At 72.9% G+C, this 1,461-nt stretch carries 2 protein-coding genes; both read left to right on the top strand.

Going from position 1 to position 1,461, the window contains the following annotated elements; genetic code table 11:
• Positions 1–788, top strand: a 788-nt coding sequence (mraY, locus tag AB0N07_RS50395) for a phospho-N-acetylmuramoyl-pentapeptide-transferase (protein WP_365847648.1), incomplete at its 5' end; no start/stop codon positions are given.
• Positions 785–1,461: Mur ligase family protein (locus AB0N07_RS50390; protein WP_365847652.1), on the top strand; the 677-nt coding region annotated here is incomplete at its 3' end. The genes mraY and AB0N07_RS50390, both read left to right, overlap by 4 nt.

Below are 1,461 nucleotides of genomic sequence, written 5' to 3'. Positions count from 1 at the left end.
TCGGCCTGACGCCGCGCGGCAAGATCATCCTCCAGGCCCTGATCGGCACCGCCTTCGCGGTCCTCGCCCTGAACTTCCCGGACGAGCGGGGCCTGACCCCCGCCTCGACGGCGATCTCCTTCGCCCGGGACATCCCGTGGCTCGACCTGGCCTTCGCCGGACCCGCGAGCGGCGTCATCCTGTTCGTGATCTGGTCGAACCTCATCACCACCGCCACCACGAACGCCGTGAACCTCACGGATGGCCTCGACGGGCTCGCCACGGGCGCCACCGCCATGATCACGGGCGCCTACGTCCTGATATCGCTCTTCCAGTCGAGCCAGTCCTGCGCGCTCGAGGGCACCCGCGGCTGCTACGAGGTCCGCGACCCCATGGACCTCGCCCTGCTCGCGGCGATCCTCACGGGCAGCCTGCTGGGCTTCCTCTGGTGGAACACCTCCCCGGCCAAGATCTTCATGGGGGACACCGGCTCCCTGGGCCTGGGCGGCGCCCTGGCCGGCTTCGCGATCTTCACGCGCACCGAGATCCTGGTGGCCGTGCTGGCCGGCCTCATGGTCGCGATCACGCTCTCCGTCATCATCCAAGTGGGCTGGTTCAAGGTCTCCGGCGGCAAGCGCGTGTTCCTCATGGCGCCGCTGCAGCACCACTTCGAGCTCAAGGGCTGGGCCGAGGTGACCGTCGTGGTCCGCTTCTGGCTGCTGTCCCTGATGTGCGTCACCGTGGGGCTCGCGATCTTCTCTGGCGACTGGCTCATCCGCCAGGGCGGCCTCGCGGGGGTGACCCCGTGACCGGCCCCGCGTCCGACGCCGCGCCCGCACCGGTGCGCCGGCCCCGCGCCGACACCGCCCGCACCGCCGACCTCACGTCCTGGGACGCTCCGGGGTGGGCCGGCCTGCGTGTCGTCGTCACGGGCCTGGGCGTCACCGGCTTCTCCGTGGCCGACACCCTGGCCGAGCTGGGCGCCGCCGTCGTGGTGGTGGACGGCGACGACGGGCCGGAGAACCGGGCGCGCGCCGAGACCCTGCGGATCGTGGGGGTCCGCGAGGTCCTGCTGGACCGGGCGGCCACGCAGGCGCTGCCCGAGGTCGACGGCGCCGCCGCGGACCTCGTCGTGACCTCCCCGGGCTGGCGGCCGGACCAGCCGCTGCTGATGGCCGCCCACGCGGCGGGCCTGCCGATCTGGTCCGACGTCGAACTCGCCTGGCGGCTGCGCGAGCGCGCCGGCCGGAAGACCGCCGACTGGGTGTGCCTGACGGGCACGAACGGCAAGACGACGACCGTGACGATGGTCGAGGCCATCCTGCGGGCGGACGGCCGTCGAGCGGTGGCCTGCGGCAACGTCGGCACCCCCGTGCTCGACGCGATCCGCGACCCGCAGGGCTTCGACGTGCTCGCCCTCGAGCTCTCCAGCTTCCAGCTGCACTGGACGCACGGCCTGGCCCCGGCGTCGTCTGCGGTGCT

The organism is Streptomyces sp. NPDC051172 (genome assembly GCF_040682555.1).
Lineage (GTDB): Bacteria > Actinomycetota > Actinomycetes > Streptomycetales > Streptomycetaceae > Streptomyces.
Note: the sequence above shows the minus strand (reverse complement) of the source record. Positions and strands in the feature narration are given on the sequence as shown.